Annotated in this window: 23 protein-coding genes; 16 read left to right on the top strand and 7 right to left on the bottom strand. The window is 55.3% G+C overall.

The genetic code is table 11. The features are described from left to right. Nucleotides 1-416: 416 nt before the first annotated feature. The 3 genes from FHW74_RS09040 (at nt 417) to kduD (ending at nt 3860) form a co-directional block, all read left to right on the top strand. Nucleotides 417-1124 (top strand): phage antirepressor KilAC domain-containing protein, encoded by a 708-nt coding sequence (locus FHW74_RS09040; RefSeq protein WP_183170113.1) that lies wholly within the window; start codon nt 417-419, stop codon nt 1122-1124. A gap of 230 nt (nt 1125-1354) precedes the next feature. Beyond that, nucleotides 1355-2536, top strand: coding sequence for an acetyl-CoA C-acetyltransferase (locus FHW74_RS09035; protein ID WP_183170112.1), 1182 nt, complete (start codon nt 1355-1357; stop codon nt 2534-2536). A gap of 562 nt (nt 2537-3098) precedes the next feature. Beyond that, nucleotides 3099-3860 carry a 2-dehydro-3-deoxy-D-gluconate 5-dehydrogenase KduD gene (gene kduD / locus FHW74_RS09030; protein WP_043865925.1) on the top strand — a complete coding sequence of 254 codons (762 nt, stop codon included), beginning with the start codon at nt 3099-3101 and terminating at the stop codon, nt 3858-3860. Between the two features lie 101 nt (nt 3861-3961). On the opposite strand, the gene FHW74_RS09025 is transcribed toward kduD, so the two are convergent. After that, nucleotides 3962-4285: a cupin domain-containing protein gene (locus FHW74_RS09025; RefSeq protein ID WP_183170111.1), complete on the bottom strand. Its 324-nt coding sequence runs from the start codon at nt 4283-4285 to the stop codon at nt 3962-3964. A 160-nt stretch (nt 4286-4445) separates the two neighbouring features. Here FHW74_RS09025 and FHW74_RS09020 point away from each other — a divergent pair, with 160 nt between their 5' ends. After that, nucleotides 4446-5144, top strand: a complete 699-nt coding sequence (locus tag FHW74_RS09020) for an aspartate/glutamate racemase (protein ID WP_183170110.1) — start codon at nt 4446-4448, stop codon at nt 5142-5144. On the opposite strand, the gene FHW74_RS09015 is transcribed toward FHW74_RS09020, so the two are convergent. After that, a complete protein-coding gene (locus tag FHW74_RS09015) occupies nt 5131-6057 on the bottom strand; it encodes a LysR family transcriptional regulator (protein WP_183170109.1) in 927 nt (308 codons plus the stop codon). The genes FHW74_RS09020 and FHW74_RS09015 overlap by 14 nt on opposite strands. A gap of 124 nt (nt 6058-6181) precedes the next feature. Here FHW74_RS09015 and lysA point away from each other — a divergent pair, with 124 nt between their 5' ends. After that, complete coding sequence (gene lysA, locus FHW74_RS09010; RefSeq protein ID WP_183170108.1) at nt 6182-7444, top strand: diaminopimelate decarboxylase; 1263 nt, start codon at nt 6182-6184, stop codon at nt 7442-7444. A gap of 30 nt (nt 7445-7474) precedes the next feature. After that, a complete protein-coding gene (locus FHW74_RS09005) occupies nt 7475-7924 on the top strand; it encodes a GNAT family N-acetyltransferase (RefSeq protein ID WP_183170107.1) in 450 nt (149 codons plus the stop codon). On the opposite strand, the gene galR is transcribed toward FHW74_RS09005, so the two are convergent. Then, nucleotides 7921-8928 (bottom strand): HTH-type transcriptional regulator GalR, encoded by a 1008-nt coding sequence (gene galR, locus FHW74_RS09000; protein WP_125295299.1) that lies wholly within the window; start codon nt 8926-8928, stop codon nt 7921-7923. The genes FHW74_RS09005 and galR overlap by 4 nt on opposite strands. Before the next feature lie 629 nt (nt 8929-9557). Between galR and aas the strand changes: the two genes are divergently transcribed. After that, on the top strand, nt 9558-11714 hold the full coding sequence (gene aas, locus FHW74_RS08995) for a bifunctional acyl-ACP--phospholipid O-acyltransferase/long-chain-fatty-acid--ACP ligase (protein WP_183170106.1): 2157 nt from the start codon (nt 9558-9560) through the stop codon (nt 11712-11714). Then, the gene (gene lplT, locus FHW74_RS08990) at nt 11707-12900 is read left to right on the top strand and encodes a lysophospholipid transporter LplT (RefSeq protein ID WP_183170105.1); all 1194 of its coding nucleotides are present in this window, start codon (nt 11707-11709) and stop codon (nt 12898-12900) included. Before aas ends, lplT begins: the two co-directional genes overlap by 8 nt. A gap of 30 nt (nt 12901-12930) precedes the next feature. Here the strand turns inward: lplT and FHW74_RS08985 are convergent, their stop codons facing one another. The 4 genes from FHW74_RS08985 to FHW74_RS22845 all read right to left on the bottom strand — a co-directional run bounded on the left by FHW74_RS08985 (nt 12931) and on the right by FHW74_RS22845 (nt 15395). After that, entirely contained in the window at nt 12931-13971 is a 1041-nt protein-coding gene (locus FHW74_RS08985) for an NADP(H)-dependent aldo-keto reductase (RefSeq protein ID WP_183170104.1), read from the bottom strand. Between the two features lie 114 nt (nt 13972-14085). Further along, nucleotides 14086-14304 carry a YgdI/YgdR family lipoprotein gene (locus FHW74_RS08980; protein ID WP_183170103.1) on the bottom strand — a complete coding sequence of 73 codons (219 nt, stop codon included), beginning with the start codon at nt 14302-14304 and terminating at the stop codon, nt 14086-14088. A gap of 170 nt (nt 14305-14474) precedes the next feature. Beyond that, complete coding sequence (gene mutH, locus FHW74_RS08975; protein ID WP_183170102.1) at nt 14475-15155, bottom strand: DNA mismatch repair endonuclease MutH; 681 nt, start codon at nt 15153-15155, stop codon at nt 14475-14477. A 90-nt stretch (nt 15156-15245) separates the two neighbouring features. Then, a complete protein-coding gene (locus FHW74_RS22845; RefSeq protein ID WP_370527989.1) occupies nt 15246-15395 on the bottom strand; it encodes a hypothetical protein in 150 nt (49 codons plus the stop codon). Between the two features lie 441 nt (nt 15396-15836). Here FHW74_RS22845 and rppH point away from each other — a divergent pair, with 441 nt between their 5' ends. From rppH to FHW74_RS08935, 8 genes are all read left to right on the top strand, one after another. Beyond that, nucleotides 15837-16367 carry an RNA pyrophosphohydrolase gene (gene rppH / locus FHW74_RS08970; protein WP_125295292.1) on the top strand — a complete coding sequence of 177 codons (531 nt, stop codon included), beginning with the start codon at nt 15837-15839 and terminating at the stop codon, nt 16365-16367. 11 nt (nt 16368-16378) lie between these two features. Then, nucleotides 16379-18625: a phosphoenolpyruvate--protein phosphotransferase gene (ptsP, locus tag FHW74_RS08965; RefSeq protein ID WP_183170101.1), complete on the top strand. Its 2247-nt coding sequence runs from the start codon at nt 16379-16381 to the stop codon at nt 18623-18625. 150 nt (nt 18626-18775) lie between these two features. Next, nucleotides 18776-19651 carry a prolipoprotein diacylglyceryl transferase gene (lgt, locus tag FHW74_RS08960; RefSeq protein ID WP_183170368.1) on the top strand — a complete coding sequence of 292 codons (876 nt, stop codon included), beginning with the start codon at nt 18776-18778 and terminating at the stop codon, nt 19649-19651. Nucleotides 19652-19657: 6 nt separating this feature from the next. Further along, on the top strand, nt 19658-20452 hold the full coding sequence (gene thyA / locus FHW74_RS08955; protein ID WP_183170100.1) for a thymidylate synthase: 795 nt from the start codon (nt 19658-19660) through the stop codon (nt 20450-20452). A gap of 180 nt (nt 20453-20632) precedes the next feature. Next, nucleotides 20633-21103 carry a prepilin peptidase-dependent protein gene (locus FHW74_RS08950; protein WP_183170099.1) on the top strand — a complete coding sequence of 157 codons (471 nt, stop codon included), beginning with the start codon at nt 20633-20635 and terminating at the stop codon, nt 21101-21103. Next, complete coding sequence (locus FHW74_RS08945) at nt 21097-21657, top strand: prepilin peptidase-dependent protein (RefSeq protein WP_183170098.1); 561 nt, start codon at nt 21097-21099, stop codon at nt 21655-21657. The genes FHW74_RS08950 and FHW74_RS08945 overlap by 7 nt, the downstream gene beginning before the upstream one ends. Further along, a complete protein-coding gene (locus tag FHW74_RS08940; protein WP_183170097.1) occupies nt 21654-22070 on the top strand; it encodes a DUF2509 family protein in 417 nt (138 codons plus the stop codon). Before FHW74_RS08945 ends, FHW74_RS08940 begins: the two co-directional genes overlap by 4 nt. Beyond that, nucleotides 22055-22375, top strand: coding sequence for a prepilin-type N-terminal cleavage/methylation domain-containing protein (locus FHW74_RS08935; protein ID WP_183170096.1), 321 nt, complete (start codon nt 22055-22057; stop codon nt 22373-22375). Before FHW74_RS08940 ends, FHW74_RS08935 begins: the two co-directional genes overlap by 16 nt.

The raw sequence follows: 22375 nt of genomic DNA, 5'->3' as shown, positions 1-22375 counted from the left end.
ATGAAAATAGAGTGTAAATTTAAATTTACACCTTCAGGGTGCGTTTCGCTTATTACGGATGCGGATGGAGGAGCGGCAGTTCAGCGTGTGCTGCTGAATGAAAGAATGGTTGTGGGAAATGGCGCGCCGGAGGGAGGACTGAATGAAGGATCGCTATCTGAGCTTTATCGCAGCGATTAACAGGTTGCGCGCCATCTGACATGCGGTACTTCCAGGATTTATCTACGGCGCTAACCCTCGCAGTGCAAGGCTTTATCAAGACTTGCCTGTATAGGCATCCAGTAAAAAAATCGCGAATTATCTGATTTCCTTAAGGTAAATTGCTCATAAAAACTACTGGATATTTAAACAGCATATTGTATACTATTTCTACTACCCGCCAGGGTGTTGCTGTTTGTGAGTAAGTGGTGAGGCCTATGATGAATCCTTCTTTAAACCGACATTCTTTGGATCAATCAGTCACAATGAGCAGCCGTGAAATTGCTACGTTGACGGGCATAACTCACGGCGAAGTGAAACGTATCATTAAAAGTCTGGAAACGGCTCAGCGCCTGTCGCAACCCCTCGTTATCAACCAGTTTGAGCGGGAAGGGGAGAGCTACCAGGAGTACTTATTGAACAAGCGTGATTCGCTGCTGGCCGTCGCGCGGGTTTCTCCTGGTTTTACGGCGAATGTGTTGGACTGGTGGCAGGAGCGTGAACAGCGCGCAGAGATCCCTGACTTCACCAACCCGGCCGCCGCCGCGCGCGCCTGGGCGGAGCAGTATGAGCAACGTCAGGCGGCAGAGCAGCAACTGGCGATCACCTTGCCAAAGGCGGAATTATTTGATCATCTGATTCAGGTGGAAGATTCGCTGGGGTTTCGGCAGGTGTGCAAAATGCTGAAAGTGAAAGAGCCTGAGTTCCGTCAGTTTCTGCTGGAGCGCAACATTATGTATCGCGCCAACGGTACGCTGACGCCGCCGCCGCATCATATGCAGGCGGGCTATTTCACGCTGCGTTCAGGTGTGGGTGAAAACCAGCACACCTTTTCTCAGGCACGCTTCACCGCCCGGGGCGTGAAATGGATTGCCAACCTGTGGGCAGGGCATCTATCTTCTCAGCCGAAAAGCGTTGCGGCCTGATGATACAACCCGCCCCGCGTTGCCACGTGGGGCGTCTTTTTCATAACGACAGGTCATCGCTTATGGCCTGTTTTATTTCCCTTTTTTGTGTTCGTTCCCCGCCATATGCGCGTTTCAGTTAACGTCATACGTTTTTACTGTGTGACTCTGTTCACCATTTTTTAAACATTTACGAAATTATTTGATAACAGTCGCTACTCTATTTCAGTCTTGTCCTTGAGAGGTTGAACATGAAAGATGTAGTGATTGTCGGCGCTGCGCGAACGCCTATTGGGTGCTTCCAGGGTGCGCTTGCGCGTCGCACTGCCGTTGAGCTGGGCTCGGTGGTGGTGAAAGCGCTGATTGAACGCTCGGGCATCAACCCTCTTGATGTGGATGAGGTCATTCTGGGCCAGGTGTTAACGGCCGGAGCCGGGCAAAACCCGGCACGGCAAACCGCGCTTAATAGCGGCCTGCCCTGGGCAGTTTCCGCCATCACCATTAACGACGTCTGCGGATCGGGCCTGAAAGCCTTGCATCTCGCCACTCAGGCGATCCAGTGCGGTGAAGCCGATGTGGTTATCGCGGGCGGCCAGGAAAATATGAGCCGCGCTCCGCACGTGCTCACCGACAGCCGTACTGGCGCGCAATTAGGCAACAGCCAGTTAATCGATAGCCTGGTGCATGATGGCCTGTGGGACGCATTCAACGATTATCATATCGGCGTCACGGCGGAAAATCTGGCGCGGGAATATGGCATTAGCCGCGAATTGCAGGATGCCTATGCGCTCTCTTCTCAGCATAAGGCGCGCGTGGCGATTGATAGCGGCCGTTTTCGGGACGAAATCGTACCGGTGGAAGTGGAGTTAGCCCCTGGTAAAAAATTACTGGTGGATACCGACGAGCAACCGCGCACCGATGCCAGCGCGGAAGGATTAGCCAGTCTTGCTCCAGCGTTTGATTTACACGGTAGCGTGACGGCGGGTAACGCCTCGACAATTAACGACGGCGCGGCGGCGGTCATGATGATGAGCGCCAGCCGCGCAGAAGAACTCAACCTGCCCGTACTGGCGCGTATTCGTGCCTTCGCCAGCATTGGCGTCGATCCGGCCCTGATGGGGATAGCCCCGGTCTATGCCACACGCCGCTGCCTTGAGCGGGCAGGCTGGCAACTAAATGATGTTGATCTCATCGAAGCCAATGAGGCTTTTGCCGCTCAGGCGTTATCGGTCGGTAAAGTGCTTGAGTGGGACCCAGGCAAAGTTAACGTTAACGGCGGCGCGATTGCGCTCGGCCATCCTATCGGCGCGTCGGGTTGCCGTATTCTGGTTTCGCTGGTGCATGAAATGGTGAAGCGCGACGCCCGCAAAGGGCTGGCGACACTCTGCATTGGCGGCGGCCAGGGCGTCGCGCTGGCGATTGAACGTGATTAGCAACTGGCGCGGCCCTGGTTGGCCGCGCACAACTCCTTGATAGTTCTCCTTTCCTGCCGACTGGTTTCAGATAGCGCCTGGCTTTGACAAAAAGCGCCCCTTGCCAAAGATGGGCGTCCTTTCGCCTGCGTTCATTTATGTGATGCGTTCTGCCTGGCAAAACCAAACCTAAACTCCCCATGCGTCAGCAAAACAGCTATTACGGGGTTGATCTCTCAAGTCGCTCATCGGCGTGGCGAAAAGGCCCAGCTGAGGTTTCGTGATCCTAATTCCAAATTCGCACTTTGGTACCTCAAAAAATGAAACATTGTTTTATTTATAATTGAAAACGTGTTTTAGAGGGGCTAGTATAATCCCATAAATGAAAACGAAACGATGTTTTGCAGTAGTACGAAATAGCGTTTTGAGGCTTTGACGGTAAAGACAAATAGCGAAAGGTGTTAACCGGCCGTAGGCAGTTCAGGTGTGATCACTCTGCGACTGATCCGCGACCAATCGCGTCAGGTACACCGTTGTGAATAGGCATCTGTCTGTGACAGGCGGGAACACTAAGGAAACCACCATGATTTTGGATTCATTCTCTCTCGAAGGTAAAGTTGCGATTGTGACTGGCTGTGATACCGGCTTAGGCCAGGGTATGGCGCTGGGTCTGGCGCAGGCGGGTTGCGATATCGTTGGCATCAACATTGTTGAACCGACTGAAACGATCGAAGGCGTCACCGCGCTGGGCCGTCGTTTCCTGAGCCTGACGGCCGATCTGCGTAAGATCGACGCGATCCCGGAACTGCTGGAGCGCGCTGTCGCAGAATTCGGCCATGTCGACATTCTGGTCAACAACGCGGGTCTGATCCGTCGCGAAGATGCGATCAACTTCAGCGAAACCGACTGGGATGACGTAATGAATCTGAACATCAAATCCGTGTTCTTTATGTCCCAGGCGGTAGCCAAACAGTTTATCGCTCAGGGTAAAGGCGGCAAAATTATCAACATCGCCTCGATGCTCTCCTTCCAGGGCGGCATCCGCGTACCGTCTTACACTGCCTCTAAGAGCGGCGTAATGGGTATCACCCGCCTGATGGCTAACGAGTGGGCGAAGCACAACATCAACGTTAACGCTATCGCGCCGGGCTACATGGCCACCAACAACACCCAGCAACTGCGTGCTGACGAACAGCGCAGCGCAGAGATCCTGGACCGTATTCCGGCGGGCCGTTGGGGGCTGCCGAGCGATCTGCAGGGGCCGATCGTCTTCCTGGCTTCCAGCGCATCAGACTACATCAACGGCTACACCGTTGCAGTAGACGGCGGCTGGTTGGCGCGTTAATCCGCTCCAGCGTCGAAAAAGCCCGTCAGTGGAAACGCTGACGGGCTTTTTGCTGTGAACGAGATAAAAAAATGCCGGGTTTCCCCGGCGTGGCGTTATGTTTACTTAAGAAAATCTTCGCGTATCGGCGTAAAGGTATCGAGCAGGGTACCCGCTTTAATACAGACGCAGCCGTGCATAATATGCGGCTCTTTATACAGCGTATCGCCCGCCGTGACGCGACGGGTTTCATCACCGATAGTAAATTCAAATTCGCCGGACAGCACGTAGGTCAACTGCTCATGCGGATGGTTGTGCATGGCGCCCACTGCGCCTTCCTGAAAATTCACTTCCACTGCCATCATTCTGCCGTTATGGGCCAGGATCCTGCGGGTCACGCCGCCGCCTAAATCTTCCAGTTTGGTTTCATTATGGGGAATAAACATCAGCTTGCCTCTAATTAGTGAAACAACGTTTCAAATATTCTATATCAGGAGTCCATTTAAATATAAGTTGTGGCTGTGAACTGCGCCGCCGATCACAAATGTTTATCGCTTCCCGCCAGCAGGCGGTTTTGTTATACCTTGTGAATTACGGAGGTGATAAATGAAAACCCTGGGTCTGATTGGTGGTATGAGCTGGGAATCGACGATTCCCTATTATCGGTTTATTAATGAAGGCGTAAAAGCCCGGATCGGCGGGCTGCACTCCGCAAAGCTGGTGCTGCATAGCGTCGATTTTCACGACATCGAAGCCTGCCAGTCGAGCGGCGACTGGGATAAAGCCGGAGATATGTTGGCAGACGCCGCCTGCGGCCTGCAAAAAGCCGGGGCTGATGCCATCGTGTTGTGCACCAATACCATGCACAAAGTGGCCGGACATATCGAAGCGGCCTGTTCACTGCCGTTCCTGCATATCGCCGACGCCACAGGCCGCGCCATTACGCAAAGCGGGATGGATAAAGTCGCACTGCTGGGCACCCGCTACACCATGGAGCAGGATTTTTATCGCGGCAGGTTAACCGAGCAATTTGCTATTACTACGCTGATCCCGGATGAAGCCGAGCGCGAACGCATCAACCAGATTATTTTTGAGGAACTGTGCCTGGGCGTATTTAGCGATCAATCCCGCCGTTACTACCAACAGGTTATCACCCGGCTGGCGGAGCAGGGCGCGCAGGGCGTGATTTTTGGCTGTACTGAAATCGGCCTGCTGCTCAATCAGCAGCAGTCTCCGTTACCGTTGTTCGATACCGCCGCGCTGCATGCGGAAGATGCGGTCAATTTTATGCTTAGCGAGGGGTAAGTAGCGCCTCAAGCGGCGTGGTATAGAGGTTCTGGTTACGCTGGAGATGCTCGCAAAACGCATCGACCAGTGCCGACGCCGGGCGATGTACCGGGCGGATCAGGCTCACAGTAAAAGGTACCTCAATACTGAAGCGCCGCACCACCACGCCGCTTGCCGCATAGTCCAGCGCGGTAAGCGGGTTAACAACAGATATCCCCGCGCCTGCGCGCACCATCGCGCAGACCGACGCCGCGCTGTGCGTTTCCATCACCATACGGCGTTTCACGTCGTGCTCGCTAAATAGCGCGTCCAGTAACTGGCGATAGCTGTCGGTACGCGACAGGCTGATGTAATTCTCACCATTGAAATCCTGGGGCGTCAGTAAATCTTTCTGCGCGAGCGGATGGCCTTGCGGCAACACGCACACTTCATTGAGCGTTAACAGCGGAATGCGCTCCGTTCCGGCGGGCGTGGTGAGAGTTTCAGTGAGACCAAGATCGTGACGCTGGGCGGAGAGCCACTCCTCCAGCAGCGGCGATTCCTGCGGCACGATATTCAGGCTGACGTCGGGATAGCGCGCCAGAAACGGCTGCACCAGTAGCGGTAAAAACGACTGGGAAAACACGGGCAGGCAGACGATCGATAATTCACCCTGGCGAAACTGACGCAGGCTTTCCGCTGCGCTGACGATGCGGTCCAGGCCGTACCACGAACGCTGGACTTCCTCAAACAATCGCAACCCCTGCACAGTGGGATGCAGCCGCCCCCGGCTCCGGGCAAACAGTTGCAGGCCCGTCAGCGTTTCGAGGCGCGCCAGCTCTCGGCTCACCGTGGGTTGCGAGGTATGCAGCAGTGCGGCAGCTTCGGTGACGTTGCCAGCCGTCATTACCGCATGGAAAATTTCTATATGACGCAACGTTACGGCGGGCATTGCGGGTATCCTTAATAATCACAAACGTTATCCATATCATCTTTGCATAGACTCTGTAGAAATCGATATTTTTTCTTCATTAACAGCTGTGGCGTAATAAGCGAAACGAATTCAGGAGCCCGCTATGCCACGTTCACTGCACCAGCACGACACCGACCTCAATGCCGATAATTTACTGCGTCTGCCTGCCGAGTTTGGCTGCCCGGTCTGGGTTTACGACGCGTCGATTATTCGTCGTCAAATTGCCCAGCTTCAGGCCTTCGACGTGGTGCGTTTCGCACAGAAAGCCTGCTCAAACATCCATATTTTACGTTTGATGCGCGAGCAGGGCGTGAAGGTGGATTCCGTATCGCTGGGCGAAATTGAGCGGGCGCTGGCGGCGGGTTACGATCCCAAACAGCATCCGGATGACATCGTGTTCACTGCCGATGTCATCGACGCTGCGACGCTTGAGCGAGTGCGTGATCTCCAGATCCCGGTTAATGCCGGTTCGGTGGATATGTTGGATCAACTGGGTAGCGTGTCGCCGGGTCACCGCGTCTGGCTGCGCGTCAACCCCGGGTTTGGTCACGGCCACAGCCAGAAAACCAACACCGGCGGCGAGAACAGCAAGCACGGCATCTGGTATAGCGATCTGCCGCAGGCGCTGGCGGTGATGCAGCAGCATGGCCTGAAACTGGTTGGCATTCATATGCATATCGGTTCCGGCGTGGACTACGGCCATCTTGAGCAGGTATGCGGCGCGATGGTGCGTCAGGTGGTGGAGTTTGGTCAGGATCTGGAGGCCATCTCCGCTGGCGGCGGGCTGTCTATCCCGTATCGCGAAGGTGAAGAAGCCATTGATACCGCGCACTACTTTGGTTTGTGGAACGCTGCCCGCGAGCAAATCGCCCGCCATCTCGGCCATGCGGTAAAACTGGAAATCGAGCCGGGCCGCTTCCTGGTTGCGGAAGCTGGCGTGCTGGTGGCGCAGGTAAGAAGCGTGAAAAACATGGGTTCCCGTCATTTTGTGCTGGTGGATGCCGGGTTTAATGATTTAATGCGTCCGGCCATGTACGGCAGCTATCACCACATTACGGCACTGGCCGCTGACGGTCGCGATCTGACTGATGCGCAAACCGTTGACACCGTGGTTGCCGGGCCGCTGTGCGAATCAGGCGATGTCTTTACCCAGCAGGAAGGCGGCAAAGTGGAAACCCGCGCGCTCCCTGCGGTTACGACCGGCGACTATCTGGTATTTCATGATACCGGGGCCTATGGCGCGTCGATGTCGTCAAACTACAACAGCCGACCGCTGCTGCCGGAAGTGTTATTCGATAGCGGCGCGGCTAAACTGATTCGCCGTCGCCAGACTATCGAAGAGCTGCTGGCGCTGGAATTGCTGTAAGCCAGCCGAATCACAAACAGAGGAAAGGGTGTGCAAATCGTTCCGCTTTATCAGTTTCCACAGTATGCCGACCGGGTAATCGACTGGCTGTGGCAGGCATTTGGCCCGGAACAACCGCGCGCCTTTTTCGCCGATATCATTCATCACAGCCAGACGCCGGGCGCTTTACCGTTGACTTTTATCGCCCTGGACAAGGGCAAGCTACTGGGCACCGTCGGGTTGTGGCGCTGCGATTTGATCAGCCGCCAGGATCTCACGCCGTGGCTGGCGGCGTTGTACATTGATGAGGCGGCGCGGGGTAAAGGCTTAGGCGGAATTATGCAGGAGCATGTCATGGGCGCGGCGCAGCAGGCCGGATTTGATGCGCTGTATCTCTATTCCGCCTGCCGGGATTATTATGAACGGTTTGGCTGGGAGTACATCGGCGATGGCCTGGAGTACCCGGATAAAACCGTTCATCTGTATCACAAGGCGCTCTAGCTTTCGGCCAGAGCCGCAACGGAATGACGGCGCACCAGGGTTGGGCTGAACAGGTGCGTCACTTCCGATGGCGTCTGGTTTTGCGCTAACGCCAGCGCCAGCTCCGCCGCCTGGGTCGCCATCGTCACGATGGGATAACGCACCGTGGTCAGGCGCGGGCGCACATAGCGTGAAATCAGCACATCATCAAAACCGATCAGTGAAATCTCTTTCGGCACGTCAATGCCGTTATCATTCAGCACGCCCATCGCCCCTGCCGCCATCGAGTCGTTGTAACACGCCACGGCGGTAAACTGCTTGCCGCGGCCCAGCAGTTCCGTCATCGCCTGCTCGCCGCCGCTCTCATCAGGCTCGGCAAACGTCACTAAACGATCGTTACAGGGCAAACCGTGCTCTTTCAGGGCGTCGTAATAGCCCTGCAAGCGGTCTTCAGCATCGGAAATCGCATGGGTGGAACACAGGTAGCCGATGCGGGTGTGGCCTTGTTGGATCAGATGGCGGGTCGCCAGCCAGGCGCCGTAACGATCGTCCAGCGCGACGCAACGTTTCTCGAAGCCGGGTACGATCCGGTTGATCAACACCATACCGGGGATCTGTTTCATCAACAGGATCAGTTCACTGTCGGGGATCATTTTTGCGTGCACGACCAGTGACGCGCAGCGATGGCGGATGAGCTGCTCAATAGCCTGGCGCTCTTTTTGCTCGTTATGGTAGCCGTTGCCGATCAGCAGGAAATTGCCGGTATGGTAGGCTACCTGTTCCACTGCCTTAACCATCGCCCCGAAAAAGGGATCGGAAACATCGCCCACCACCAGGCCGATGGTTTCTGTGGTTTGCTGAGCCAGCGCCCGGGCATTGGCGTTTGGGTGGTAGTTAAGCTGTTCCATGGCGCTTTGCACCGCCGCCCGCGAGGCGTCGCTGGCTTTCGGTGACGCATTGATAACTCGTGAGACCGTGGCGACAGACACTCCTGCAAGCCGCGCTACATCCTTAATCGTCGCCATAAATGACTTTTTCCTGGAGGGTAAGCGTTTACACAGCGTTAAGTCTTACGGAAAACAGGCGCAGAAACAAGGCCGCCGCTGATGGCGGCGTCGCAAATTCGCTGAAAAATCATGGCGGGTTCGCCAGGGACGAAACAAGCAAGCCGCCGGTATTTGTAACCGAAACGGCAGTAATAATGTCTGTTAAAACCTTTAGTTACACTTTGCTGTAGGCTGTTGCGATTGGCTGCTGGCGAGCCAAATTGCGCTGCTGATACAGTAGTTGTCCCAGAGGTATTGATAGGTGGAGTTAGCAACATCTTTGCTGCTCACTTGAATTACACCAACCTGCGCGGATGCGCAGGTTTTTTTTTGCCTCTCCCAACCTGTTACACCCCGCGAGCTTTTACACACCTGGTTTCACTTCAACAATCTCCCTTGCTTATTTCCCATGGCGCAGCGGCGTTGCGGGTTCCAGAATTAATGTACCCAGAGGTATTGATTGGTGAGAATTCCCTTCGAACACTTGCACCAACCTGCGCAGATGCGCAGGTTTTTTTTTGCTCCTGCTACACTTAGCCAACCTGAGTTATCTCGTGTAATCTGCCCGCAAATATCTATTGTTCGTTGCTAACCCAAAGGGAGTTGAGATGCTTTTCGGTTTTTTTCGCGCGCTGTGTCGCATTCTGTTCCGGGTCAGGCTTTATGGTGATACGCGCTCGCTAAGCGCGCCCCGCGTCCTGATCACCCCTAATCACGTATCGTTTATCGACGGCATCTTGCTGGCGCTGTTTTTGCCTGGCCGCCCGGTATTTGCGGTATACACCTCCATCAGCCAGCAATGGTATATGCGCTGGTTAAAATCGCTGATTGATTTTGTTCCGCTGGACCCGACCAAACCGATGTCGGTGAAATATCTGGTGCGCCTGATAGAGCAGGGCAGGCCGGTGGTGATTTTCCCGGAAGGCCGCCTGACGGTGACCGGTTCACTGATGAAAATCTACGAGGGCGCGGGGTTTGTCGCGGCAAAATCCCAGGCAACGGTGGTCCCGATTCGTATCGAAGGCGCAGAGCTGACCTTTTTCAGCCGCCTGAAAGGGCTGGTCAGGCAGCGTCTGTTCCCCACGATCACGATTCACATTCTGCCGCCTACGACGCTGGAAATGCCGCAGGCACCGCGCGCCAGGGAACGCCGCAAAATTGCCGGTGAGATGCTGCATCAGATCATGATGGAAGCGCGCATGGCGGTGCGCCCGCGTGAGACCCTGTACGAGGCTTTTCTGGCAGCAAAGTACCGTTACGGCGCAGGCAAAAATTGCATTGAAGATATTAACTTCAACCCTGACAGCTATCGCGGATTACTGACCAAAACGCTGTTTGTGGCGCGCATTCTGGATAAATACAGCGCGCCGCGTGAAACCATCGGGTTGATGCTGCCTAACGCCGCCATCAGCGCGGCGGTGATCCTCGGCGCGACGGTACGCGGGCGCATCCCGGCGATGATGAACTACACCGCTGGCGTTAAAGGATTAAGCAGCGCCATCACTGCCGCGCAAATTAAAACGGTATTTACCTCACGCCAGTTCCTGGATAAAGGCAAGCTGTGGCACTTACCGGAACAGCTCACCCAGGTGCGCTGGGTCTTCCTCGAAGATCTCAAAGGCGATGTCACCGGCGCGGACAAACTGTGGATCTTTTCCCGCGTATTAATGCCGCGTCTGGCGCAGGTGAAACAGGAGCCGGAAGACGCCGCGATGGTGTTATTTACCTCTGGCTCAGAAGGCAACCCGAAAGGCGTGGTGCACAGCCATAAAAGCCTGCTGGCGAACGTCGAGCAGATCCGTACTATCGCCGACTTTACCGCCAAAGACCGTTTTATGTCGGCATTGCCGCTGTTCCACTCTTTCGGCCTGACTGTCGGGCTGTTTACGCCGTTGTTGACCGGGGCGGAAGTGTTCCTCTATCCAAGCCCGCTGCATTACCGCATCGTTCCGGAACTGGTTTATGACCGTAATTGTACGGTGCTGTTTGGTACTTCAACCTTCCTCGGCAACTATGCCCGATTCGCCAACCCGTATGATTTCTTCCGGGTGCGCTACGTGGTGGCGGGCGCGGAGAAGCTCCAGGAAAGCACCCGGCAGATCTGGCAGGACAAATTTGGCCTGCGCATTCTGGAAGGCTATGGCGTGACGGAGTGCGCGCCGGTGGTATCGATTAACGTGCCGATGGCGGCAAAACCTCACACCGTGGGGCGCATCTTGCCGGGTATGGACGCGCGTCTGCTTCAAGTTCCCGGCATCGAACAGGGCGGGCGGCTGCAACTTAAAGGGCCGAACATTATGAAAGGCTATCTGCGGGTCGAAAACCCTGGCGTGCTGGAAGCGCCCGCGGCGGAAAACGCCCAGGGCGAGCTGGAGCCCGGCTGGTACGACACCGGGGATATCGTGGCCTTCGACGAGCAAGGGTTCTGCCAGATTCAGGGCCGGGCCAAACGCTTTGCCAAAATCGCCGGGGAGATGGTTTCGCTGGAGATGGTTGAACAGATGGCGACCGGCGTTTCGCCAGAAAAGCCTCATGCAACCGTGTTAAAACAGGATGCGAGCAAAGGCGAAGCGCTGGTGCTGTTTACTACCGACGGTGAATTAACCCGCGATGCCTTACAGCAATATGCCCGTGCGCACGGTATACCGGAGCTGGCAGTGCCGCGTGATATTCGCGTTCTGAAACAGTTGCCGGTATTGGGCAGCGGCAAACCTGACTTCGTCACCCTCAAAGGCATGGTTGAACAGGAACAGCAAAATGCATGATATTGCCGACACGTCGTTGCGCTCGCGGGGAATGATGGCGGTTATCGCCGCCCAGTTCTTGTCCGCCTTCGCTGACAACGCCTTGCTGTTCGCCACTTTGGCGGTGCTGAAAGCGCAGTTTTATCCGGACTGGAGCCAGCCAGTGCTGCAAATGGTGTTTGTCGCGGCGTATATCCTGTTCGCGCCGTTTGTCGGGCAGTTTGCCGACAGCTTCGCCAAGGGCCGGGTAATGATGGTGGCGAACAGTCTGAAATTGATCGGCGCGTTGGTGATCGCCACCGGTTTCAATCCGTTTATCGGTTATACCCTGGTGGGCGTTGGCGCGGCAGCCTATTCACCCGCGAAATATGGCATCCTTGGTGAAATCACAACCGGGGATAAACTGGTTAAAGCCAACGGGCTGATGGAGTCATCCACCATTGCGGCGATCCTGATGGGGTCGGTAGCAGGCGGCGTTCTGGCGGACTGGCATATCGGCGCAGCACTTGGGGTGTGTGCGCTGTTTTATGCGGGCGCGGTAGTGGCGAACCTGTATATCCCAAAACTGGCAGCGGCGCGTCCAGGGCAATCCTGGAATCTTTTCACCATGGTCCGGCAGTTCTTTGCCGCCTGTCGGCAGTTGTGGAACAACGGCGAAACCCGCTTCACGCTGGTGGGCACCAGTTTATTTTGGGGGGCGGGCGTGACGCTGCGCTTTTTGCTGGTGCTGTGGGTGCCGGTGGCGCTGGGCATTACCGATAACGCCACGCCAACCTATCTCAACGCTATGGTCGCTATCGGGATCGTGGTAGGGGCTGGCGCGGCGGCGAAACTGGTTACGCTGGAAACGGTATCCCGCTGTATGCCTGCCGGGATCTTAATCGGCGTGGCGGTTGTCGCGTTCGCGGTTCAACAAACGCAGCTACCTGCCTATGTGCTGCTGATGCTGCTGGGGATTTTCGGCGGCTTTTTCGTGGTGCCCCTTAATGCATTGCTTCAGGACCGTGGAAAGCGTTCGGTCGGCGCAGGCAATGCGATTGCGGTGCAAAACCTGGGCGAAAACAGCGCCATGCTGCTAATGCTCGGCCTGTACTCGCTGACAGTGAAAATCGGCGTGCCGGTCGTGGGTATCGGTATCGGTTTTGGCGTGCTGTTTGCGGTGGCGATCGCCGGGCTGTGGCTCTGGCAGCGGCGTCAGAAAGCATAATGCAAGGGGCGGATATCCGCCCCTTAATTTTTACGGCGAAGGGTAGGTATAGCGTTGATGAACCGCTTCTAACTCAGCCAACACCGCCTCATTCAGCGTCACGTTCAGGCTCCCGACGTTGGCTTTCAACTGGTCCATTGTGGTTGCGCCCAGCAGAGTGCTGGCGACAAAACGCTGCTGGCGTACAAAAGCCAGCGCCATCTGCGCCGGGTCCAGGTTATGGCGCTTCGCAATCTCGACATAGGCCGCCACGGCATGCTGCGCCTGTTCACTGCTGTAACGGGTAAAGCGGCTGAACAACGTATTGCGCGCGCCAGCCGGTTTCGCGCCGTTCAGGTATTTACCGGTCAGGGTGCCGAACCCGAGGCAGGAGTAAGCCAGCAGTTCAATGCCTTCATACTGGCTTACTTCCGCCAGACCCACTTCAAAGCTGCGGTTCAGCAGGCTGTAGGGGTTCTGGATAGTGACGATACGCGGCAGATCGTGTTTTTCCGCCAGATGCAGATAGCGCATCACGCCCCAGGGCGTTTCGTTAGAGACACCGATATAACGGATCTTCCCGGCGCGCTGAAATTCAGTTAACGCTTCAAGCGTTTCCAGTATCGTGATCGCCGGCGCGCTGTCGCTCCAGCTGTAGCCCAGCTTGCCGAAGCAGTTGGTGGCGCGCTGCGGCCAGTGAACCTGGTATAAATCGATATAATCGGTCTGAAGGCGCTTCAGGCTGGCATCCAGCGCGTTACGGATATTTTTGCGATCCAGCGCCTGATCGGGGCGGATGCCCGCATCGCCGGCGCGCGGCGGCCCACTGACTTTAGTCGCGAGAACCAGCTTGTCGCGCAAACCGCGTTTATTGAGCCAGTTGCCCACATAGGTTTCCGTGAGACCCTGGGTTTCCGGGCGCGGCGGCACCGGATACATCTCTGCCACATCGATTAAATTAATGCCCTGGCTGACGGCGTAATCGAGCTGTTCCCAGGCGTCGGCTTCACTATTTTGTTCACCAAACGTCATGGTTCCCAGCCCCAGGGTGCTGACTTCCAGCGAGCTGTGGGGAATACGGTGATATTGCATAGCCGCTTACCTTTTATTGTGGTTATGGGGGATATAAACATGGCAGAGGGGAAACAAAAGGGGAAGAGCGTAGGGTAAAAAAACGAAGGCCAGCGCTAACTGACCTTTTTAACTTCAACGTTCAATGATTTGAGAAACCTCGTTGCGGTTAATCTGCATTTCATTGCCCTGGATATCGCGATAACTGACCAGTCCGGTGTCGTTATCCACCTGCGGTTTTCCTTCCGTCAGGATCATCCGGCCATCTTTGGTCGCCATGACGTAATCGCTGCTACACCCTGATACGGCGAATGCCAAACCGACAGCAGAAATTGCTACAGCCCATTTCTTCATTGTTATGCGCCTCGTATGAATTGGTGTGATGTCCCGTTAGTAATAGCGGGAAAAAGTGGAGGAAAACAGCAGGTAAGTCTTAAAAACTGCAACTAAAGTTGAGGCCGGGTAACAGATATACATAATCCGGTTGGATGGCGTGACGCAAAAAACCTGTTCTGGCGGGGCGATTACAATAAAAAATGACGCGCCAGCAACGCAGCGGTGAAATTTTTCTTCAGATAAAAGCCGCGCGGCAACGTCAAAATCGGCTCGCCGTTGATCCCAATCGCGTCCGTTAATGCTTTGCTGTTCGCCGCTTTGGGCCGAAGCTGCAACACTTCGCCATGCCGGGCGGTAATGCGCTCCACCTGGCCCAGCACAATTAAATCCATTAACTCTTCCCAGTCGAGACGCAGCTGTTCTTCTTCCTCGGGGGAAGGGCTCCACAGCAGCGGAGATCCAACGCGCCGCTCTGCCAGCGGCAGGCTGCGTTCGCCTTCTACCGGTACCCACAGCACGCGTTTCAGCTTATGGCGTACGTGGCTGGTTTCCCATACCACGCCACTGTTGCCGGTCAGCGGCGCCACGCAGACGAAGGTGGTTTCCAGCGGGCGTCCATAGCGGTCAATGGGGATGGTTTTAAGCTCTACGCCCAGTGCCGCGAAGTCCTGCTCGGGTTTACTGCCCGCCGTTGCGCCCAGCCAGCGTTCCAGCAACACGCCAATCCAGCCTTTATCGCGACGTAAATCCTTTGGAATGGGTATGCTCGCCAGCGCAGCCAGTTCGCTCAGCGTATAGCCTGCCAGCGCCTGCGCCTGGCTTAATAACTGGCTCTCATTTTCTGGCGGACCCGACAGTGGAGCGATCATAAAACTTCCCTTGGTTAAAAAATGTACTGCATCGAAGCCGCTTATACACAGCGGGAAAAACTTTCAGCTCATCGATATTAACCTAATGATTTAGAAGATGAAATAAGGCTTATTCACGGGTGAAAATGACTGCCTTTCGCGGGTTTTCCAAATTAGGTCACTGACAATGAACAGGATCTTACACCATGTTATCCACAGAAAAATGGGATAACTGGTAAAACTGCTTAATACTGTTTCCATTTACAGGCTTGACGTGCGAGCAATATCGAGTTTTTGAACAATTAACACTTAAGTAAGGGGCATAAACTGTGGATAAAAACGACGTTGTTCGATCTTTAAACATAATAAGGATCTACCTTGTGACGTAGATCACGCAATGAAAAGCTACCACAAGAATTTCAACGTTAAGTCTATGATAAATTTAATGATGCGTGACGAGCCCGCGACAGCATACAAAAGGTTATCCGGAGTTTTCCTTAGGAAATTCCGTACTTCTTCACAGCGATATCCACAGAAAAAGTGAATAAAACACCGCTTAATGGCCGCAGTCTGTTTATAACCTCGACTTTTTTTGTGAGTTATTCAATTGTTATACCTTTGTGCCCCGTCAGGATAGTGGTTTACCGTTTTTCAGGAGTGTGAAACAATCGATGATATTTTGTTTTTTATCGAGGTAGTCCGGTGATCGATGATGATGGCTACCGCCCAAATGTTGGTATCGTAATTTGTAATCGTCAGGGACAGGTCATGTGGGCGAGACGCTTCGGCCAACACTCCTGGCAATTTCCGCAGGGGGGCATTAACCCCGGCGAATCGGCAGAGCAGGCCATGTACCGTGAACTTTTCGAAGAGGTCGGATTACAGCGAAAAGACGTCAGGATCCTCGCTACAACCCGAAACTGGTTGCGTTATAAATTACCGAAACGTTTGGTGCGTTGGGACACAAAGCCGGTTTGTATCGGCCAGAAGCAAAAATGGTTTCTTCTGCAATTGATAAGCAATGATTCCGATATCAATATGCAGACCAGCAGTACACCTGAGTTTGACGGGTGGCGTTGGGTTAGTTATTGGTATCCGGTGCGTCAGGTAGTCTCCTTTAAACGCGATGTGTATCGTCGAGTCATGAAAGAGTTTGCCAGCGTAGTTATGGCCTTGCAGGAAGCAGCGCCAGTGCGCCATCACGCGCCTGCTTATCGACGAAAAAGAGGTTAAGCCACACGCCTATGCTGACCCAGTTGCGAGAAATAGTTGAAAAGGTAGCCAGCGCGCCGCGATTGAATGAAGCGCTGAATATCCTGGTGAATGACGTTTGCCTGGCAATGGACACCGAGGTGTGTTCTGTCTACCTGGCGGATAACGATCGTCGCTGCTACTACCTGATGGCAACACGGGGGCTGAAAAAGCCGCGCGGCCGTACGGTCACGCTGGCTTTTGACGAAGGCATCGTCGGCCTTGTCGGGCGGCTTGCTGAGCCGATCAACCTGGCAGACGCGCAAAAACATCCCAGCTTTAAATATGTTCCGGCTGTGAAAGAAGAGCGCTTCCGCGCTTTTCTCGGCGTGCCGATCATTCAGCGCCGCCAGCTGCTTGGCGTACTGGTGGTTCAGCAGCGCGAGCTGCGCCAGTATGATGAAAGCGAAGAATCTTTCCTGGTGACGCTCGCCACCCAAATGGCGGCGATCCTTTCCCAGACCCAGCTAACCGCGCTGTTTGGCCAGTACCGCCAGACCCGTATTCGCGCGCTCGCCGCCGCGCCAGGCGTTGCCGTAGCGCCTGGCTGGATGGACTCCACCGTTCCGTTAATCGAGCAGGTGTCAGAAGCGTCAACGCTGGATCCTGGCATGGAACGTGAGCGTCTGACTTTCGCCCTCGAAGAAGCCTCCGGCGAGTTCCGGCGCTACAGCAAGCGCTATGCCGCCAGCGCGCAAAAAGAAACGGCGGCGATTTTCGATCTTTACTCACACTTGCTCTCTGACCCCAGGCTGCGCCGGGAACTGTTCGAAGAAGTCACCAAAGGTTCGGTGGCGGAGTGGGCTGTCAAAAAAGTTATCGAGAAATTTGCCGAGCAGTTCGCCGCGCTAAGCGATAATTACCTGAAAGAGCGCGCCGGCGATTTGCGCGCGCTGGGGCAGCGGCTGCTGTTTCACCTCGACGATACCATTCAGGGGCCGAATACCTGGCCGGAACGCTTTATTCTGGTCGCTGATGAACTCTCCGCCACTACGCTTGCCGAACTTCCCCAGGATCGTTTGGCGGGCGTGGTGGTGCGTGATGGCGCGGCTAACTCCCATGCCGCCATTATGGTACGTGCGCTGGGTATTCCGACCGTAATGGGGGCGGATATCCAGCCTGCCGTGCTGCATGCCCGTATGCTGGTGGTGGACGGCTATCGCGGCGAGCTGTTGGTCGATCCTGAACCGGTATTGTTGCAGGAATACCAGCGGTTAGTCAGCGAAGAGAACGAACTTAGCCGCCTGGCGGAAGACGACGTTGACCAACCCGCCGCGCTGAAAAGCGGTGAACGCGTCCAGATTATGCTTAATGCCGGGTTAAGCCCGGAGCACGAAGAAAAACTCGGCAGCCGGATTGACGGCATCGGGCTTTATCGCACTGAAATTCCCTTTATGCTGCAAAGCGGCTTCCCCTCAGAAGAGGAGCAGGTCGCACAGTATCAGGGCATGTTGCAGATGTTCAACGATAAGCCGGTCACGCTGCGCACCCTGGATATCGGCGCGGACAAGCAACTGCCTTACATGCCCATCAGCGAAGAAAACCCGTGTCTGGGCTGGCGCGGCATTCGCATAACCCTCGACCAGCCGGAAATATTTTTGGTGCAGGTAAGGGCGATGCTGCGCGCCAATGCCGCCACCGGCAACCTTAATATTCTGCTGCCGATGGTCACCAGCATTGACGAAGTGGATGAAGCGCGCCGCCTGATTGATCGCGCGGGCCGCGAAGTTGAAGAGATGCTGGGCTATGCCATTCCGCGTCCGCGCCTCGGCGTGATGGTGGAAGTGCCGTCCATGGTCTTTATGCTGCCGCATTTGACCAACCGCATCGATTTTATCTCCGTCGGCACCAACGACCTGACGCAATACCTGCTGGCGGTAGATCGCAACAATACCCGTGTCGCAAACCTGTATGACAGCCTGCATCCCGCTATGTTGCGGGCGCTGAGCATGATTGCCAGCGAAGCGCAGCGTTATTGCATTGATCTCTGTCTGTGCGGTGAAATGGCGGGCGACCCTATGTGCGTGGCGTTGTTGGTGGGTTTAGGCTTCCGTCATCTTTCCATGAACGGCCGTTCGGTAGCGCGGGTGAAATATCTGCTGCGCCATATTACCCAGGAAGAGGCGCAAACCCTTGCCAGACGTAGCCTTGATGCGCAGTTAGCGACAGAAGTGCGTCATCAGGTGGCGGCATTTATGGAGCGCCGGGGCATGGGCGGCCTGATACGCGGCGGTCTGTAATACTGCTTCTTACATATCTTTTACATCAACCCAACGGCAAGCCGCCCGGCGTTTATGCTATGCTTCGCTGCTTTGGGAGCGCCCCTTACCGGGTGCATCATTGAGCCCGCATCCTGAATTTAGCGGCATTAACAACGAGTTATGATGACTATGAACAGTGGGTATCTGCATTTTCCCGATATCGATCCGGTAATCTTTTCCGTAGGGCCGCTTTCCCTCCACTGGTACGGCATGATGTACCTGGTCGGATTTGTGTTTGCCATGTGGCTGGCGATCCGCCGCGCCAACCGTCCCGGCAGCGGCTGGACTAAAAACGAAGTCGAAAACCTGTTATACGCCGGTTTTCTTGGGGTATTCCTCGGCGGCCGTATTGGCTATGTGCTGTTTTACAATATGCCGCTGTTTCTCGATAACCCGCTGTATCTGTTCAAAGTCTGGGATGGTGGGATGTCCTTCCACGGCGGGCTTATCGGCGTAATCTGCGTGATGATTTGGTTTGCGCGCCGTACCAAACGCACCTTCTTCCAGGTTGCCGATTTTATTGCGCCACTGATCCCGTTTGGTCTGGGCGCAGGCCGTTTAGGCAACTTCATCAACGGCGAATTATGGGGCCGCGTTGACCCAAGTTTCCCGTTCGCGATGCTGTTCCCGGGCTCGCGCGGTGAAGATATCGCGCTGCTTGCCACCCATCCGGAGTGGCAGTCGATTTTCAATACCTACGGCGTTCTGCCGCGTCACCCTTCTCAACTGTATGAGATGGTGCTGGAGGGTATTGTGCTGTTTATTATCCTCAACGTGTTTATACGCAAACCGCGTCCGATGGGGGCTGTCTCCGGCCTGTTCCTGATTGGCTACGGTGCGTTTCGTATCATTGTTGAATTTTTCCGCCAGCCAGATGCGCAGTTTACCGGCGCCTGGGTGCAGTACATCAGTATGGGCCAGATCCTTTCTATCCCGATGATCGTCGCAGGTATCGCGATGATGGTTTGGGCTTATCGCCGCCGCCCGCAGCAACAGGTATCGTAACGAACCATGAAACAATATCTTGAATTGATGAAAAAGGTCCTCGACGAGGGCGCTCAAAAAAACGATCGCACCGGAACGGGTACGCTGTCTATTTTCGGCCACCAGATGCGTTTTAACCTCCAGGACGGTTTCCCGCTGGTGACCACCAAGCGTTGCCATCTGCGCTCCATCATTCATGAACTGCTGTGGTTTTTGAAAGGCGATACCAACGTCGCGTACCTGCACGAGAATAACGTCTCCATTTGGGATGAATGGGCCGACGAAAATGGCAACCTGGGGCCGGTATACGGCAAGCAGTGGCGCGCGTGGCCAACGCCGGATGGCCGTCATATCGATCAGATCACCACTGTATTGAACCAGTTGAAAAACGATCCGGACTCGCGGCGCATTATTGTCTCCGCCTGGAACGTCGGGGAACTGGATAAAATGGCGCTGGCGCCTTGTCACGCGTTTTTCCAGTTCTACGTGGCGGAGGGTAAACTTTCCTGCCAGCTTTATCAGCGTTCATGCGATGTGTTCCTTGGTTTGCCGTTTAATATCGCCAGCTATGCCTTGCTGGTGCACATGATCGCGCAGCAGTGCGATTTGGACGTGGGCGATTTCGTCTGGACGGGCGGTGATACGCACCTGTACAGCAACCACCTCGAACAAACGCATCTGCAACTTACGCGTGAACCGCGCGCGCTGCCGAAGCTGATTATCAAACGTAAGCCGGATTCGCTGTTTGATTACCGCTTCGAGGATTTTGAAATCGACGGTTACGACCCGCATCCTGGCATTAAAGCGCCTGTCGCGATTTAACCGCACTCTGCCATAACCGACGCGCCATGCGTCGGTTTTTTTCGCTTAATAATCAACCCTGCGCGACAGCTTCCCGATCTTCTGCAACAGACTGCAACGCAGCTTAAAACCCTTCGGCATATCTCGTAATTGCGCTTTTTGGCGCTCATCGGCGCGCTTTTTTTATGGCACCGTGCCGCCATGAAAATACGTACTGATGGATTTACGCTGATGGAAATGATGGTGGTGATGGTTATTGTCACTGCGTTGGCTGGCGCAGGTATGTACAGCTGGCGCGACTGGCAGCAGCAGCAACAGCTGCGCGAAGCTGCGATACAGCTAAGGGATTTCCTTACCTTCTTGCGGGAAGACGCTAACTGGCATAACCGCGACCATCTGTTATGGGCTCGCCAGGGGGGCAAGGGGTGGTGCATGGGCAGTAAGACAGAGGATCAAACCACCTGTGAAACGCGTTCTGCCTGGCATATCGTGATGCCATCGCCAGACGTTCAACTGCTGGACATCACCCCGGGTTTAGGTTTTTTCGGCCTGCGCAATACCGCCTGGCCGGGGCACATCCGGCTGCGTAACGACAGCGGCGAATGGAAAATCATCGTTTCCGCCTGGGGCCGTATACGCGCCTGTAATATCTCAACGGGGGCGGCATGTTAGCCTCGCGTGGTTTTTCGCTGATGGAAGTGTTAGTGGCGATGTCGCTGAGCAGTATTCTGATGATCGGCACAATGCGACTACTGCCGTCCCTTCAGCGCGCGGTGCTACAGCAATCTCAGTTAAACCTGATGCGAGAAGATGTGTGGCAACTCGCATTCGGCATCGCTAAGCAGGCGCAGCGGGCAGGATACTGCCACGGCGAATGTCCCGGCAAAGGGATGGAGATTCTCGACGACGGCCACTGCCTGATTGTGCAGTGGGACGCCAATCACAATGGTAAATGGGACGGTGCCACAGCCTCAGAGCCAGAGCAGACCGGCTACCGACTGCGGGAAAGAAATATTGAGATCCAGCGCGGCGCGACGCAGTGCACCGGCAAAGGTTGGGAACGATTGACCGACCCCGCACAGTTCAGGATTGACGATTTTACCGTAGCGAAAATTGACAGGGCGGGGCAAAAACCATTAATCACGATCTCTCTCTCCGCGGCCATGGCACAGGACCCGACTCGTAGCCTGAACGTCGTACAACAGATCGTCGGGTATAACCAGTGAACCGGCAAAGCGGATTTTCATCCATCGGCATGGTGATGATGCTGTTGGTATTAGGCGGCGTGCTACTGCACGGGCTCGACCAGCATTTACGCGCCCAGACGCCGCTGCTGCTCAATGAACGCGACGCCATCCGCGCATTTAACGCGGCGCTATCTGCCCAGGCATGGGGAACGACGATAAACTGGCAACCCACCGGCGAATGGCAATGCCAGACCATGCAAACAGAGGGCTGGCGGGCTTGTCTTAAAGCCGGGCAAAAAGGCGATGTGCTGCTGGCGGCGCAGGGGATAAGCGATAGTCAGCCAATCACGCTGTGGCGTTGGGGCAAACAGGGGGCAACCGTGACTTTCTCTGCGAATGGCTGGATCGACAGCTGTCCATTAAGCGAGCCAATCTTATGCCAGCTTCCCTGACAACGAGTAAAGACAGCGGATTTAGCCTGACGGAAGTCCTGGTGGCGCTGGCGCTTTATGGAGTCGTGATCTCAGCGCTGATGGGATATCACCGGGGTTTATCGTTAAGTTTCCAGTCGTTATGGCAGTATCGGGAGCTGTGGCGAATCGCCGCTCAACAGGTTGAGCGCCAGGCGCTACCGCCACCGTCGGGCTGGACGGTTACGCGGGGGCAGACATCCACGGCTGGATGTGTCAGCATTTCGGTTATTGTTACCAGCCCAGCGGGCAGGCGGGGTGAATTATCCCGTTTGCAATGCCGGTAA

Source organism: Atlantibacter sp. RC6 (genome assembly GCF_014193285.1).
GTDB lineage: Bacteria > Pseudomonadota > Gammaproteobacteria > Enterobacterales > Enterobacteriaceae > Atlantibacter.
The sequence above is the reverse complement of the archived record's forward strand: the minus strand, read 5'-3'. Positions and strand labels throughout refer to the sequence as shown.

Bases quoted from the DNA above. Each gene is read 5' to 3' on its own strand.
- FHW74_RS09040 (WP_183170113.1), top strand. From the start codon at position 417: ATGATGAATCCTTCTTTAAACCGACATTCTTTGGATCAATCAGTCACA.
- FHW74_RS09035 (WP_183170112.1), top strand. From the start codon at position 1,355: ATGAAAGATGTAGTGATTGTCGGCGCTGCGCGAACGCCTATTGGGTGC.
- kduD (WP_043865925.1), top strand. From the start codon at position 3,099: ATGATTTTGGATTCATTCTCTCTCGAAGGTAAAGTTGCGATTGTGACT.
- FHW74_RS09025 (WP_183170111.1), bottom strand. From the start codon at position 4,285: ATGTTTATTCCCCATAATGAAACCAAACTGGAAGATTTAGGCGGCGGC.
- FHW74_RS09020 (WP_183170110.1), top strand. From the start codon at position 4,446: ATGAAAACCCTGGGTCTGATTGGTGGTATGAGCTGGGAATCGACGATT.
- FHW74_RS09015 (WP_183170109.1), bottom strand. From the start codon at position 6,057: ATGCCCGCCGTAACGTTGCGTCATATAGAAATTTTCCATGCGGTAATG.
- lysA (WP_183170108.1), top strand. From the start codon at position 6,182: ATGCCACGTTCACTGCACCAGCACGACACCGACCTCAATGCCGATAAT.
- galR (WP_125295299.1), bottom strand. From the start codon at position 8,928: ATGGCGACGATTAAGGATGTAGCGCGGCTTGCAGGAGTGTCTGTCGCC.
- aas (WP_183170106.1), top strand. From the start codon at position 9,558: ATGCTTTTCGGTTTTTTTCGCGCGCTGTGTCGCATTCTGTTCCGGGTC.
- lplT (WP_183170105.1), top strand. From the start codon at position 11,707: ATGCATGATATTGCCGACACGTCGTTGCGCTCGCGGGGAATGATGGCG.
- FHW74_RS08985 (WP_183170104.1), bottom strand. From the start codon at position 13,971: ATGCAATATCACCGTATTCCCCACAGCTCGCTGGAAGTCAGCACCCTG.
- FHW74_RS08980 (WP_183170103.1), bottom strand. From the start codon at position 14,304: ATGAAGAAATGGGCTGTAGCAATTTCTGCTGTCGGTTTGGCATTCGCC.
- mutH (WP_183170102.1), bottom strand. From the start codon at position 15,155: ATGATCGCTCCACTGTCGGGTCCGCCAGAAAATGAGAGCCAGTTATTA.
- FHW74_RS22845 (WP_370527989.1), bottom strand. From the start codon at position 15,395: ATGGAAACAGTATTAAGCAGTTTTACCAGTTATCCCATTTTTCTGTGG.
- ptsP (WP_183170101.1), top strand. From the start codon at position 16,379: ATGCTGACCCAGTTGCGAGAAATAGTTGAAAAGGTAGCCAGCGCGCCG.
- lgt (WP_183170368.1), top strand. From the start codon at position 18,776: ATGAACAGTGGGTATCTGCATTTTCCCGATATCGATCCGGTAATCTTT.
- thyA (WP_183170100.1), top strand. From the start codon at position 19,658: ATGAAACAATATCTTGAATTGATGAAAAAGGTCCTCGACGAGGGCGCT.
- FHW74_RS08950 (WP_183170099.1), top strand. From the start codon at position 20,633: ATGAAAATACGTACTGATGGATTTACGCTGATGGAAATGATGGTGGTG.
- FHW74_RS08945 (WP_183170098.1), top strand. From the start codon at position 21,097: ATGTTAGCCTCGCGTGGTTTTTCGCTGATGGAAGTGTTAGTGGCGATG.
- FHW74_RS08935 (WP_183170096.1), top strand. From the start codon at position 22,055: ATGCCAGCTTCCCTGACAACGAGTAAAGACAGCGGATTTAGCCTGACG.